Genomic DNA, 13105 nt, shown 5'->3' on the forward strand with positions numbered 1-13105 from the left:
CGGACCGGGCGTGGGCCGGGGCCGTCCGGGGCGTTCCGCGCCCCGGAAAACCCGGTCCCGGCGAGGGCGGCGGGGCGTATAACCTCGTAGGGACCGCCGGGACGGCGGTCGAGGCAGATCGCTCTAGGAGACACGAGAACCGTGACGGACATCGTCGACGACCTGAAGTGGCGCGGGCTGTTCGCCCAGTCCACCGACGAAGACGCCCTGCGCAAGGCGCTGGCGAACGGTCCCGTCACGTTCTATTGCGGCTTCGACCCGACCGCTGCCTCGCTGCACGTCGGCCACCTGGTGCAGGTGCTCACCATGCGCCGGCTCCAGCAGGCGGGGCACCGCCCGCTGGCCCTGGTGGGCGGGGCGACGGGTCAGATCGGCGACCCCCGGCCGACCGCCGAGCGCACGCTGAACGCGCCGGAGACGGTCGCGGCCTGGGTGGACCGGCTGCGGGCGCAGATCGAGCCGTTCCTGTCCTTCGAGGGCGAGAACGCGGCGACCATGGTCAACAACCTGGACTGGACGGCCGGCCTGTCGGCGATCGAGTTCCTGCGCGACATCGGCAAGCACTTCCGCGTCAACAAGATGCTGACCAAGGACTCCGTGGCCCGCCGCCTGGAGTCGCAGGAGGGGATCAGCTACACCGAGTTCAGCTACCAGCTCCTGCAGGGCATGGACTTCCTGGAGCTGTACCGCCGCCACGGCTGCACCCTGCAGCAGGGCGGCAGCGACCAGTGGGGCAACCTCACGGCCGGCATGGACCTGATCCACCGCCTGGAGCCGGAGGCGCACGTCCACTGCCTGGCGACGCCGCTGATGGTCAAGGCGGACGGCACCAAGTTCGGCAAGAGCGAGAGCGGCGCCGTCTGGCTGGACCCGGAGATGACCACGCCGTACGCGTTCTACCAGTTCTGGCTGAACACGGACGACCGTGACATCAGCCGGTACATGCGCATCCTCTCCTTCCGCTCCCGCGAGGAGCTGGAGGAGCTGGAGCGGCAGACCGAGGAGCGTCCGCAGGCGCGGGCCGCCCAGCGCGCGCTGGCCGAGGAGCTGACGACGCTGGTGCACGGCGCCGGCCAGACCGCAGCCGTGATCAACGCCTCCCGGGCGCTGTTCGGCCAGGGCGAGCTGGCGGAGCTGGACGAGCGGACGCTGGCCGCGGCGCTCTCCGAGGTCCCGCACGTGCGGGTCGCCGAGCTGGGGGCGGTGGTGGACCTGTTCGCCGAGGTCGGCCTGGTGGCCAGCAAGTCCGCCGCCCGGCGCACGGTCAAGGAGGGCGGCGCCTACGTGAACAACGTCAAGGTCGCCGCCGAGGACGCCGTGCCGGCCCGTGAGGACCTGCTGCACGGCAGGTGGCTGGTGCTGCGCCGCGGCAAGAAGAACCTGGCGGCCGTCGAGGTCACCGGGGCGTGACGCGCGGCGGGACGTGAGGATCGCGGTCGGCGGGCCGGGAAGGGCACTCGCCCCTTCCGGCCCGCCGGACGACGTCGGTCAGCTCGGAAATCTAGGCGACGGTGCCGCGTGTGGAGGTGGTCCGCCTCTTGGACATGATGGCGTTCCACGCGGCGGCTCCGACGGCCACCAGGACGATCGCCGCGACCAGCTGCAGCGCGTGCCGGCCCCAGTCGATGCCTGGCGTCGCGGCGATGCCGATGCCGCGGGCGATGGCGTTGCCCGCGATCGCGCCGCCGATGCCGAGCAGCGTCGTCAGCCACAACGGAATGTTCTGCTTGCCCGGCAGGATCGCCTTGGCCAGCAGGCCGAGCACGAAACCGATGATGATCGCCCACAACCAGCCCATGGCTGCCTCCTCGTACGGATCGACGTGAGCATTACGCCCAGTCTCCGCCCGTCCTCCGTACGGCGCATGTCGGACAAGTCCGTACGCGGGAGGCGCCGGCCCGTCCGCTCCTGGCGCCGCCCCGCCGTCCACACCCGGCGGACCGGGGCGTACCGTGGGGGGTGCCGGTTCGGACCGATGCTGGTGGATGGTGGAGTGTGATGCGGAAGCGGCGGCGGAACGGCTCGACGGGCCAGGTCTTCCGGATCACCGGCGCCCGCCAGGGCCTCGCGGAGGACGTGCGCAAGCGGCAGCGGCGGTACGTGATCTCCATGCTGGTCCGGACCCTTTCGGTGATCCTGGCGGCCTCGCTGTGGAACGTGCAGCGTCCGGTGGCCGTGGTGGCACTGGTGCTGGGCGCCCTGCTCCCCTATGTGGCGGTGGTGATCGCCAACGCGGGCCGGGAGAACACCCCCTCGCTGCCGTCGACCTTCATGGCCCCGCCGGTGCGGACGATGATCGCGCCGCCCCCGGCGGACCCGGTTGCGGAACCCGGCCGGGAGTCGTACCGGGAGCCGTACCGGAAGCCCGGCGAGGAGTGGGCGGCCCGGGCCGGACAGGCGTCCGGCGAGCGTGACCGGCCGCCGGTCTGAGCGGGTCCGCCACCTGCCGGAACTGCCGAACCCATCCCGCCGGACGGGGCTCGCGTGACATACTTCCCCAGCACTCCGTATCCCCCGTCGGAGTGATGGACCGACGCCGGGCAGCTCCCCCCGTGGCTGCCCGGCGTCATCTTTTGTGCGTTTCCCGCCCGCCTGCCCTTCCGCTTCTTCCCTGTGAGTCGACCGTGAGTGACGAGACCGCCGTCTGTTCCGCCAAGGGGTGCCGCGAGGCCGCCGTGTGGGTCCTGGCCTGGAACAACCCCAAGGTGCACACCCCGGAGCGCCGCAAGACCTGGGTGGCCTGCGACGAGCATCGCGAGCACCTCTCGCAGTTCCTGGGCGTGCGCGGGTTCCTGAAGGACGTCGTGCCGCTCACCGAGTGGCACGACGCCGAGCCGCCGCGGCGGACCCCGGCGGAGTAGGCGGGAGCGGGCGGGCGTCAGCCGCCGATCGCCGACATCGGCCGCGCGGGCTGGAGGAAGGCGGGGTCGTCGAGGCCGGAGCCGGCCTTCTTGCCCCACATGGCGGTGCGCCACACGCGGGCGATCTCCTCGTCGGGCGCCCCGGAGCGCAGCGCGCCGCGCAGGTCGGTCTCCTCGGTGGCGAAGAGGCAGGTGCGGACCTGTCCGTCGGCGGTGAGCCGGGTGCGGTCGCAGGCGCGGCAGAACGGCCGGGTGACCGAGGCGATGACGCCGACCCGGTGCGGGCCGCCGTCGACCAGCCAGCGTTCGGCGGGGGCGGAGCCGCGGGCGGTGTCGCCCTCGGGGGTGAGGTCGAAGCGGGTGCGCAGGGAGGTGAGGATGTCACCGGCGGTGATCATGCCCTCGCGCTTCCAGCCATGCTGGGCGTCCAGCGGCATCTGCTCGATGAACCGCAGCTCGTAGTCGTTCTCCACGGCCCAGGCGAGCAGGTCGGGGGCCTCGTCCTGGTTGAGGCCGGGCATCAGGACGGCGTTGACCTTGACGGGCGTGAGGCCGGCCTCGCGGGCGGCGGCGAGTCCGGCGAGGACGTCGTGGTGCCGGTCGCGGCGGGTGAGGGCCTTGAAGACCTCGGGGCGCAGCGTGTCCAGGGAGACGTTGACCCGGTCGAGTCCGGCCTCCTTGAGCGCCGGCGCGATCCGGCCGAGACCGATGCCGTTGGTGGTCAGGGACATCTCGGGGCGCGGGTCCAGCTCGGCGACCCGTTGCACGATGCCGGTCAGGCCGGGGCGCAGCAGCGGTTCGCCGCCGGTGAAGCGAACCTCGTCGACGCCGAGGCTGGTGACGGCGATGCGGACGAGCCGGACGATCTCGTCGTCGGTGAGCAGGTCCGGCTTGGCCAGCCACTGCAGGCCTTCCTCGGGCATGCAGTAGGTACAGCGCAGGTTGCACCGGTCGGTCAGCGAGACCCGCAGATCGGTGGCCACCCGGCCGAAGGTGTCGATGAGCGTCACCTGGCCCCCTCCCTCGCAGTCGAGTTCCCGAGCCCCGAGCCTACGTGACGGCGGCGGCCGCGCCGCCCCCCGTCTCCTCGGGGGCGGCGCGGCCGCGCGTGCCGTGCGACGGCGGGGGTCAGTGCGCTCCGGTGCCGGTGAGCGAACGGACCTCCAGCTCGGCGTACTTGCCCGTGTCGGGCCGCTCCTTGGAAAGGATGGTGCCCAGCCAGCCGAGAAGGAAGCCGACCGGTATCGAGATGATGCCGGGGTTGGACAGCGGGAACCAGTGGAAGTCGACGTCCGGGAACATGGCCGTCGGCGCGCCGGAGACGACCGGCGAGAACAGCACCAGGCCGACGGCGGTGATCAGGCCGCCGTAGATGGACCACAGCGCGCCCTGGGTGGTGAAGCGCTTCCAGAACAGGCTGTAGAGGATCGTCGGCAGGTTGGCGGAGGCGGCGACCGCGAAGGCGAGGGCGACGAGGCCGGCGACGTTGAGGTCGCGGGCGAGGGCGCCGAGGGCGATGGAGACGATGCCGATGAAGACGGTGGACCAGCGGGCCGCCCTCATCTCCTGCTTCTCGGTGGCCTGGCCCCTCTTGATCACGTTCGCGTAGATGTCGTGGGCGAACGAGGAGGAGGAGGCCAGGGTGAGGCCGGCGACCACGGCGAGGATGGTGGCGAAGGCGACGGCGGAGATCGAGGCCAGCAGGATCGCGCCCCAGGTGGAGTCGACGCCGCCGAGGTGCAGGGCGAGCAGGGGCGCGGCCGTGTTGCCCGCCGCGTTGGACTCGGTGATGTACTCGGGCTTCATCAGCGCGGCGGCGCCGAAGCCGAGGGCCAGGGTCATCAGGTAGAAGGCGCCGATGAGGCCGATGGCCCAGAGCACGGACTTGCGGGCGGCCTTGGCGGTGGGCACCGTGTAGAAGCGGATCAGGATGTGCGGCAGGCCGGCGGTGCCGAGGACCAGCGCGATGCCGAGCGAGATGAAGTCGATCTTCGACATCTCGCTGACGCCGTACTTGAGGCCGGGCTCCAGGAAGGCGCTGCCCTTGCCGCTGTTGGAGGCGGCGGTGCCGAGCAGGTCGGAGATGTTGAAGTTGAACTTCAGCAGGACCAGGAAGGTCAGCAGCAGCGCGCCGAACATCAGCAGCACGGCCTTGACCATCTGGACCCAGGTGGTGCCCTTCATGCCGCCGATGGAGACGTACATGATCATCAGGACGCCGACCAGGGCGACGATGCCGATCTTGCCGAACTCGCTGGTGATGCCGAGGAGCAGGGCGACCAGGACGCCGGCGCCCGCCATCTGCGCGAGCAGGTAGAAGATCGACACCACGATGGTGGAGATGCCGGCCGCGGTGCGGACCGGGCGCTGGCGCATCCGGTAGGCGAGCACGTCGCCCATGGTGTAGCGGCCGGAGTTGCGCAGTGGTTCGGCGACCAGGAGCAGGGCGATGAGCCAGGCGACCAGGAAGCCGATGGAGTAGAGGAAGCCGTCGTAACCGGAGAGGGCGATGGCGCCGGCGATGCCGAGGAAGGACGCGGCGGACATGTAGTCGCCGGAGATGGCGAGGCCGTTCTGGAAGCCGGAGAACTGGCGGCCGCCGGCGTAGAAGTCGGCGGCGTCCTTGGTCTGGCGGCCCGCCCAGACGGTGATGGCCAGGGTGGCCACGACGAACGCGGTGAACAGGCTGATGATCAGTGTGCGGTGCTCGCTGGCCTCGTTGGCCGCGAGGATCACGTAGTCGGTGCTCACGCGCCGCCCTCCATCCGGGACTTGATGGCGTCGGCCTTCGGGTCCAGCTTGGCGGCGGCGGTGCGCGCGTACCACCAGGCGATCAGGAAGGTGCTGACGAACTGGAGAACGCCCAGGACCAGGGCGACGTTGACGTTGCCGACGACCTTGGTGCCCATGAAGCCGCCCGCGTAGTTGGACAGCAGGACGTAGAGCAGGTACCAGAGGACGAACGCGATGGTCAGCGGGAACGCGAACGAGCGGTAGGAGCGGCGTAGTTCGGCGAACTCGGCGCCTTCCTGGACCTCGACGTACTCCTCGGTGGACGGCTGCCGTGGTTGCGGCGATTCGAGCGGCGGTGCGTCTGCCACGGAGTCTCCTCGTGTGCTGGATGGGGTCATAGGAAAATCAGCCTGCTTGTGACGTGGATCACTGAACAAGGTCGAGATGCTAGGGCCCCGGAACGTGATCCGACAGGGGGTCGCGGCTCTTCACCCCTTGTCCGCCTTCACGGAGCGGAGCGGCGACCGGTTCACCGTCATCGCCATGTTCGGGAATCGTCGCGGCAAAGCGTTGCTGGCCAGCGACTTCGAGGGATAGCTTCTCTTCCTGAACCATCCGTCATGTACCTGCCCGCGACCCATCTCTGCCCGGGCGGGCTTCGATTCGGGATGATGTGGAGACCCCATGGCTCATCTGGGCTCACGACGCCGACTGGCCCTCGCGGTGCCGGTCGTGCTGTCGCTGACGGCGTCGCTCGGCTTCCTTCCGGCCACCGCCGCGGCGGCACCCGCCGTCGAGGTCGCCCCCGGCGCCGAGGTCGCGGCCTCGGCCGGCGAGACGATGTCCTACGTCGTCAACACCAGGACGGATCGCCGCACCCTCGCCTCGGTCAAGAAGGAGATAGCCAGGGCCGGTGGCTCGATCCTCACGTCGTACGACAGGATCGGCGTGATCGTCGCCCACTCGGCCGACCCGTCCTTCGGCGCCACGATGCGCGCCGTCCGCGGTGTGGAGAGCGCGGGCGCGACCCGCACCGTGCCGTTCACACCGGTCGCCACCACGCAGGTCGACGCCATGGAACGCCTCGACGCCGAGGAGATCGCCAGGATCACCGAGGCCTCCGCCGAGGCCGGCTTGGGCGAACCGCTCGAGGCCGAGCAGTGGGACCTGCGGGCCATCGGCGCCGACAAGGCCGCCAGGATCGACCCGGGCAGCCCGGACGTCACCGTCGCCGTGATCGACACCGGCGTCGACGACCTGCACCCGGACCTGGCTCCCAGCTTCTCCCCCTCCCAGTCCGCCGACTGCTCCACCGGCGTGGCCGACGCCTCCGAGGGCGCCTGGCGCCCGGTCGACCTCGACCACGACCACGGCACCCACGTCGCCGGCGAGATAGCCGCCGCCCGCAACGGCATCGGCGTGGCCGGCGTCGCGCCCGGCGTGAAGGTCTCGGGCATCACGGTGGCCCAGCCGGACGAGAACCAGCTGTTCTTCACCGAGGCGATCGTCTGCGCCTTCGTGTTCGCCGCCGACAAGGGCGTCGAGATCACGAACAACAGCTATTACACCGACCCGTGGGAGTTCAACTGCCCCGACGACGACGACCAGAGGGCCCTCCTGGACGCCGTCACCCGGGCCAAGCGGTACGCCGAGTCCAAGGGCACCCTGCACGTCGCCTCGGCCGGCAACTCGTACCTCGACCTCGACTCGGACGCCATCGTCGACGACGGCAGCCCGAACGACGGCACCCCGATCACGCGGACCATCGACCCGCACGTCTGCCTCGACATGCCGGCCCAGCTCGACGGCGTGGTCACCGTCTCCTCGACGGGCTACTTCGACAAGAAGTCCTACTTCTCGAACTACGGCAAGGGCGTCATCGACGTCGCCGCGCCGGGTGGCGACGCGCGCCAGCTCCCGCCGGACACCCCGTCGGGGAACGGCCGCATCCTGTCCACCCTCCCGGGCGGCGGCTACGGCTGGTCCCAGGGCACCTCGATGGCCGCCCCGCACGCGGCCGCCGTCGCCGCCCTCATCAAGTCCCATCACCCGAAGGCGACTCCCGGTGCGCTGGCGGCGATGCTGAAGGCCCAGGCGACCAAGTTCCCCTGCCCCAGCACCTACGACTACAACGACGACGGCGTCCAGGACGCGGTCTGCGTCGGCGGCCCGCGCGGGAACGGCTTCTACGGCGCCGGCATCGTCGACGCCCTCAAGGCGGTCACCAAGTAGGACCGGCGCGGCGGCTCCGGCGCAGGGTCCCGGCCCAGGGTCGGGCCCAGGGGTCCGGCTCGGAGGCCCTGCTGAGCAGATCCGCACGGCACCGCGGCACCGCGGCACGCGATCCCACAGAACGACGACGTCCGCCCGGCCCTCGGCCCGGCGGACGTCGTCGTGTCCCCCACCGGCGTGTCCCCCACCGGCCGCGCGCCGCGGGTGCGGTCACGGGCCGCGGAACGGAGCCGCGTCCGCCACTTGCCGTGACCTGCTTGCCCGGATTCATCCCCTCCGGTGAAGATCGTCCCGTGACCGTGACGACGCCAACCTCCGGACCCGCCGCGGCGCCTGACGGACCGGCGCCCCGCAGAGCTCCCGCCGGGCGGGCCGTCGCCCTGCTCGTCCTGGTGACGGCCGGCGCCCTGGTCCCGCTGCTGGGCCCGTCCGCGGCGCTGCACGGCAGCGGGGAGGCCGCCGCGCCGGGCACGCCCGGCATCGGCCTGCTGCGGGCCGTGCTGTTCGCGGCCCTGTGCGTGCCGCTGGGCGAGCTGTTCGTCGTCCGGGCGGCTCGGCGGCTGCGACCGCGGGGCGCTCTGCCGCCCGGCCGGTCCGCGTGGGCCGCCGGAGCCGGGTTCCTCGCCGCGCTGGGGCTGGCGCTGGTCGTCGCCGCCGGGAACCGGGTGCCCGGCGGCTGGGACGACCTGGACCTGGGCGGCCTGCAGTCGCACCGGGAGGGACTGCTGGCGCTGGTGGAGGTCAACGGCTTCCTGGTCGCCGGGCTGCTCGCCCTCTCCCGGCGCCCGGCCGCCCAGCTGTGGCCGCTGGGCGCGGTGGTCGTGGCGGAGGCGCTGCGCGCCCACCCCGCCTGGGACTACCACGACCCCCTGACCGGCGCCGCGCTCACCGCCGTCCACCTGACCTGCGGCGCGCTGTGGGCCGGCGGGCTGCTGCACGCCCTGCGCGTCCTGCGGCTCTGGCGGGCCGAGGCGCCCGCCGAGGCCGCGGCGCTGCTCGGCCGGTACGCCCGCGCGGCCGCCCTGCTGCTCGCTGCGGTCACCGCCACCGGGGTGTGCAGCGCGCTGCGCCGCATGCCGCCGGGGACCGTGCTGGAGCAGCTGGTGACCACCGCCTACGGGCGCACGCTGCTGGCCAAGGTGCTGCTGGTGGCCGCGGTGGCCGCGCTCGCCCTGTGGGCCCGGCTGCGGCTGCGCGGGGCCGCCGATCCGCTGACGGCATGGGTCCCGGCCCGCGCGGAGGTGGCCCTGCTCGCCCTGGTGGTGGCCGCCTCCGGCCTGCTCACGGCGCTGCCGGTGCCGATCCGGTGGCAGTGAGCGCCGCCGCCCGCGGCTCCCGCGACCGCATCCGTCCGCACACGCCCGCGGCGAGCAGCGCCTGGGCCGCGATGTAGGTCGACATCACCCACAGGCCGTGGACCGGCAGCGGGCCCCAGCCCGCCAGTTCCGCCGCGATCAGCGTGTCCGAGAGCAGGAACAGGGCTCCGCCCGCGGCGGCGAGCCGGCCCGCCCGCCCCGCGGCCCAGGCCATGGCGGTGAGCAGGCAGCTGTAGCCGGCCACCGGGACCCGCAGGTCGGCCGGCAGGTCCGGGAGCAGCAGCACCATCAGCGCCGCCAGTCCGGCCGCGTACACGACGGCCGAGCCGACGCTCGCCGCCCTGCTCCGGTCGGCGCCGTGGCGGCGGAGGAGGACCAGGTAGGCGATGTGGCCCAGGGCGAAGGAGCCCATGCCGACCAGGAACGCGTCCCCGCCCCAGGAGAGCATCACGTCGCCGCCCCAGCCGAAGGCCAACGCCACCAGCAGCACGCGGGGCGCTCCGGCAAGGGCGGCGGTGGCCGCGAGCAGCGGCATCAGCAGCGCCTTGGAGACGGTTTCCACGGTGCCGTGGCCGGTGGACACCGTGACCAGGTTGACGGCGGAGGCCAGCACGAAGGCGGCCGGCAGGGCCTTGCCCAGCCACGGCGCCCGGGGCGCCGTCGTCGTCATGGTGCTCACGCGGACTCCTTCAGGGCGGCGGTGGTCGCCACGGGGGCGGCCGCGACCGGGGCGGTCGCGACGGGGGCGGCGGGTGTGGCGGGGACGTCCGGGGCCGGCTGCCAGCCCGGCCCGCGGAACAGCCGTCCCGCCCGTTCGCCCCAACTCCGCGCCGCCCGCAGGTCCCTGGCGATGGCGGCGTACTCGTGGGTGGCCACCCTGAGCGGGTTGTACGTCTCGATGTTCTTGGTCAGCCCGTACACCGGTCGTTCGGTCTCCTCCGTGAAGCTGCCGAACATCCGGTCCCAGACGATCAGGATGCCACCGAAGTTGCGGTCCAGGTAGCCGCCCTGGGAGGCGTGGTGGACCCGGTGGTGGGAGGGGGTGTTGAAGATGTACTCGACCGGCCGGGGCAGCTTGCCGATCCGCTCGGTGTGGATGCCGAACTGGTAGACCAGATTGATCGAGTGGAGGAAGGCCAGCGCCGCCGGGTGCACGCCGAGGGCGATCAGCGGGAGGTAGAACGGCCAGCCGGTGAGCGAGGTCCACGGCTGCCGCAGCGCCGTGGAGAGGTTGAACCTCCGGCTGGAGTGGTGCACGACGTGGCAGGCCCACAGGACGCGGATCACGTGGTGGCCGCGGTGCTGCCAGTAGTAGAAGAAGTCCTGCGCGAGCAGCATCAGCAGGACGGTCCACCACAGCACGGGTATCCGCAGCGGAGTGAGTTCGTGGACGACCGTGTAGATCGCCACGATCGGGATCTTCCAGAGGAAGTCCCAGAAGAGACTGCCCAGGCCCATGGTGATGCTGGTGGCGGCGTCCTTGGCCTCGTACCCCGCCGCGTCCTCGTCCGGATGGACGCGGTAGCTCACGATCTCGATCACCGTGAGCAGCACGAAGGCGGGGATTGACCAGAGCACGACATCGGGCAGGTTCGGCATACCTGCACGGTAAGGGCGCTTCCCGGACGGCGGCCAGAGGTCGTTACCGACAAGTATTACCGCCGGTAGACCCCGTTCCCTGTGGAGCACCGCCAACGTCCGGTCAGACCCCGGCCGCGCCGAGCAGGTTGCCGGCGGCGTAGGTGACCGCCATCGCGAGCGCCCCGCCGCCGACGTTGCGCACCATGGCCCGGCGCGGGTCGGCGGCGCCGAGGCGGGCGCTGCTCCAGCCGGTGAACACCAGGGCGAGCAGCACCGAGACCACGGTGACGGGCAGCCGCCAGCCGGCCGGCGGCAGCACGATGGCGAGCAGGGGGAGCAGCGCGCCCACGGTGAAGGCGGCGAAGCTGGCGCCCGCGGCGTGCCAGGGGTTGGTCAGGTCGTCGGGGTCGATGCCGAGTTCGACGGCGGCGTGCGCGCGCACCGGGTCGCGGTCGGTGAGCTGCCGGGCCGCGTCCCCGGCGGTCTCGCGCCGCAGTCCGCGCTCCTCCAGCAGGCCGGTGAGCTTCTCCAGCCTGGCCTGCGGCCGCTCGCGCAGCCTGCGCCGCACCGTGGCGAGGGCGGCCCGCTCGGAGTCGCGCTGGGTGGAGACCGAGACGTACTCCCCCGCGGCCATGGACATCGATCCGGCCAGGAGTCCGGCGAGGCCTGCGGTCAGCAGGGCCGACCGGCTCCCGGTCGCCCCCGCCACGCCGACCACCAGGCCCGCGGTGGAGACGATGCCGTCGTTGGCCCCGAGCACGGCGGCCCGCAGCCAGTTGAGCCGGGCGGCCAGGGGCGTGCTACCCCGCCCCATTTCCTCCCGTTCGAGGGCTTCACGCCCTTCGCGGCCTTGACGGCTTTCGCCTCGTTGCTGTCGTTCCGTCACATCGGGAGGATCGCACCGGACATGCGTCCGGTGGGGTACCGACGCTCCCCGGAGGGCGGAGGTGTCGGCCCGGCCGCTTATCCTCGTTGACCATGCTCGAAGACCGAACGCCCGAGGCGTCCACCGCTCCCTGGCCGGCCGTGTATCCCCAGGGGTACGCGGTCGTCGACGTGGAGACCACCGGACTGGCCCGGGACGACCGCATCATCTCCGCGGCCGTCTACCGGCTGGACGCCCGCGGCGAGGTGGAGGACCACTGGTACACGCTGGTCAACCCGGAGCGCGACCCCGGGCCGGTGTGGATCCACGGGCTCACCAGCGACGCGCTGGAGGGCGCCCCGCTGTTCACGGAGATCGCGGAGGAGTTCGCGACGCGGCTGGCGGACCGGGTGCTGGTCGCCCACAACGCCGTCTTCGACTGGCAGATGATCGCCCGTGAGTACGCCCGGGCGGGCCGGGAGGCGCCGGTGCGGCAGCGGCTGTGCACCATCGCCCTGGCGAAGGCTCTGGCGCTGCCGCTCGCCAACCACAAGCTGGAGTCGCTCGCCGCGCACTTCGGCGTGGTCCAGCGGCGGGCCCACCACGCCCTGGACGACGCCCGGGTGCTGGCGGAGGCGTTCCGGCCCAGCCTGCGGGCGGCGGCGGCCACGGGGCTGCGCCTGCCGCTGCTGGAGTGCCTGCCGCTCACCGAGTGGTCCGACGGGCCGGGGGCGCGGATCGGGCGGCAGCCCGGCGGGCCGGGCGGCTACGGGTCCGGCGGCGGATACCGGCCGACGGCGTGGAACCGTTCCCGCAAGCGCCCGCCGTGCCCGTACCCGAACCCCGGCCGCTACGTGCCGGGCGAGCCGCTGCGGCAGGGCATGCGGGTCGCCTTCTCGGGCGACACGTCGGTGGAGCGCGAACTCCTGGAGGACCGGGCCACCGAGGCCGGGCTCCACGTGGCGGGCAGCATCTCGCGGCTGACCAGCCTGCTGGTGACCAACGACCCCGACTCGGGCACGTCCAAGACCGTCAAGGCGCGCCAGTTCGGCACGCCCGTGGTGGACGAGGCCGCCTTCGGCCAGCTGCTGGGCGACGTCGCGCCGGCGGAGGGCTGACCACCCGGCCGGCCACCCGGCCGGCCACCCGACCACCCGGCCGGTCGTCCGACGGCGCGCCGGCAGGTGACCCCGGCCGCCTACGTGGCCGAGCCGACCTTGTCGACGATGCCCTGCCTGCCCTCCGCACGCGCGCAGTGGGCCCCGCAGTACCAGTGGCCCTCCACCTCGACGCCCTGCCCGATGATCTGCACCCGGCAGTGCTCGCAGATGGGCGCCATCCGGTGGATCGCGCAGGCGAACGAATCGAAGACGTGCCGCGCTCCGTCCCGGGTCTCGACCGTGAACGCCAGCTCGTAGTCATTCCCACACACTTCGCACCGTGCCATGCACCGCACTGTGCGCGGCGGGGCGGGCCCGCGCAAGGCGACAGCGTCCGGCCGGGCACCGGTCCACCCG

Annotated in this window: 14 protein-coding genes; 6 read left to right on the top strand and 8 right to left on the bottom strand. The window is 72.6% G+C overall.

All coding sequences use genetic code 11. The annotated features are described in order from the left end of the window. Positions 1–141: 141 nt before the first annotated feature. The gene (gene tyrS / locus ABZ836_RS18995) at positions 142–1410 is read left to right on the top strand and encodes a tyrosine--tRNA ligase (protein WP_361143616.1); all 1269 of its coding nucleotides are present in this window, start codon (positions 142–144) and stop codon (positions 1408–1410) included. Between the two features lie 91 nt (positions 1411–1501). Here tyrS and ABZ836_RS19000 read toward each other — a convergent pair whose 3' ends face one another. Beyond that, complete coding sequence (locus tag ABZ836_RS19000) at positions 1502–1798, bottom strand: GlsB/YeaQ/YmgE family stress response membrane protein (protein ID WP_356138335.1); 297 nt, start codon at positions 1796–1798, stop codon at positions 1502–1504. Positions 1799–1998: 200 nt separating this feature from the next. On the opposite strand from ABZ836_RS19000, the gene ABZ836_RS19005 reads away from it, so the two are divergent. Together ABZ836_RS19005 and ABZ836_RS19010 are read left to right on the top strand one after the other, a co-directional pair. After that, entirely contained in the window at positions 1999–2430 is a 432-nt protein-coding gene (locus ABZ836_RS19005; protein ID WP_361143619.1) for a DUF3099 domain-containing protein, read from the top strand. Positions 2431–2624: 194 nt separating this feature from the next. Then, positions 2625–2861, top strand: coding sequence for a hypothetical protein (locus ABZ836_RS19010; protein ID WP_361143622.1), 237 nt, complete (start codon positions 2625–2627; stop codon positions 2859–2861). Between the two features lie 17 nt (positions 2862–2878). On the opposite strand, the gene moaA is transcribed toward ABZ836_RS19010, so the two are convergent. The 3 genes from moaA to ABZ836_RS19025 all read right to left on the bottom strand — a co-directional run bounded on the left by moaA (position 2879) and on the right by ABZ836_RS19025 (position 5992). Continuing rightward, on the bottom strand, positions 2879–3871 hold the full coding sequence (gene moaA, locus ABZ836_RS19015) for a GTP 3',8-cyclase MoaA (protein ID WP_356138329.1): 993 nt from the start codon (positions 3869–3871) through the stop codon (positions 2879–2881). 118 nt (positions 3872–3989) lie between these two features. Next, entirely contained in the window at positions 3990–5612 is a 1623-nt protein-coding gene (locus ABZ836_RS19020; protein ID WP_361143625.1) for a cation acetate symporter, read from the bottom strand. Further along, a complete protein-coding gene (locus ABZ836_RS19025; RefSeq protein WP_356138325.1) occupies positions 5609–5992 on the bottom strand; it encodes a DUF485 domain-containing protein in 384 nt (127 codons plus the stop codon). The genes ABZ836_RS19020 and ABZ836_RS19025 overlap by 4 nt, the downstream gene beginning before the upstream one ends. 286 nt (positions 5993–6278) lie before the next feature. Here ABZ836_RS19025 and ABZ836_RS19030 point away from each other — a divergent pair, with 286 nt between their 5' ends. Together ABZ836_RS19030 and ABZ836_RS19035 are read left to right on the top strand one after the other, a co-directional pair. Next, entirely contained in the window at positions 6279–7826 is a 1548-nt protein-coding gene (locus ABZ836_RS19030) for a S8 family serine peptidase (RefSeq protein WP_356138323.1), read from the top strand. 380 nt (positions 7827–8206) lie between these two features. After that, on the top strand, positions 8207–9142 hold the full coding sequence (locus ABZ836_RS19035) for a CopD family protein (RefSeq protein ID WP_356138390.1): 936 nt from the start codon (positions 8207–8209) through the stop codon (positions 9140–9142). Here the strand turns inward: ABZ836_RS19035 and ABZ836_RS19040 are convergent. The 3 genes from ABZ836_RS19040 to ABZ836_RS19050 all read right to left on the bottom strand — a co-directional run bounded on the left by ABZ836_RS19040 (position 9108) and on the right by ABZ836_RS19050 (position 11537). Further along, positions 9108–9812: a lysoplasmalogenase gene (locus ABZ836_RS19040; RefSeq protein ID WP_361143829.1), complete on the bottom strand. Its 705-nt coding sequence runs from the start codon at positions 9810–9812 to the stop codon at positions 9108–9110. The genes ABZ836_RS19035 and ABZ836_RS19040 overlap by 35 nt on opposite strands. A 5-nt stretch (positions 9813–9817) precedes the next feature. Next, positions 9818–10741, bottom strand: coding sequence for a sterol desaturase family protein (locus tag ABZ836_RS19045; RefSeq protein ID WP_361143628.1), 924 nt, complete (start codon positions 10739–10741; stop codon positions 9818–9820). Between the two features lie 103 nt (positions 10742–10844). Continuing rightward, positions 10845–11537, bottom strand: coding sequence for a VIT family protein (locus ABZ836_RS19050; RefSeq protein ID WP_356138319.1), 693 nt, complete (start codon positions 11535–11537; stop codon positions 10845–10847). 164 nt (positions 11538–11701) lie between these two features. Here ABZ836_RS19050 and ABZ836_RS19055 point away from each other — a divergent pair, with 164 nt between their 5' ends. Beyond that, the gene (locus ABZ836_RS19055) at positions 11702–12706 is read left to right on the top strand and encodes a DEDDh family exonuclease (protein WP_356138317.1); all 1005 of its coding nucleotides are present in this window, start codon (positions 11702–11704) and stop codon (positions 12704–12706) included. Between the two features lie 80 nt (positions 12707–12786). Here the strand turns inward: ABZ836_RS19055 and ABZ836_RS19060 are convergent, their stop codons facing one another. Continuing rightward, a complete protein-coding gene (locus ABZ836_RS19060) occupies positions 12787–13035 on the bottom strand; it encodes a hypothetical protein (protein WP_356138315.1) in 249 nt (82 codons plus the stop codon). Positions 13036–13105: the final 70 nt, after the last annotated feature.

This window comes from Streptomyces sp. NPDC047130, assembly GCF_040643475.1.
GTDB lineage: Bacteria > Actinomycetota > Actinomycetes > Streptomycetales > Streptomycetaceae > Streptomyces.